Origin of the sequence: uncultured Psychromonas sp., from assembly GCF_947489755.1 — a bacterium.
Classification (GTDB): Bacteria; Pseudomonadota; Gammaproteobacteria; order Enterobacterales; family Psychromonadaceae; genus Psychromonas.
In genome coordinates this window covers 1-209 of record NZ_CANLFB010000117.1, presented here as the reverse complement: position 1 = coordinate 209, position 209 = coordinate 1, and the positions used below count along the sequence as shown (strand labels likewise).

At 54.1% G+C, this 209-nt stretch carries 1 tRNA gene; it reads right to left on the bottom strand.

Features of this window, described 5'->3' with window-relative positions:
• Position 1: 1 nt before the first annotated feature.
• A tRNA-Asp gene (locus Q0794_RS18240) sits at positions 2–75 on the bottom strand.
• Positions 76–209: the final 134 nt, after the last annotated feature.

Genomic DNA, 209 nt, shown 5'->3' with positions numbered 1-209 from the left:
GCGGAGTGGACGGGACTCGAACCCGCGACCCCCGGCGTGACAGGCCGGTATTCTAACCAACTGAACTACCACTCCACTGGAGTATTACAGTTCAAGCTTTGATAATTATCTATTACATTTGCAAGCAAATGAGTTGGCGGAGTGGACGGGACTCGAACCCGCGACCCCCGGCGTGACAGGCCGGTATTCTAACCAACTGAACTACCACT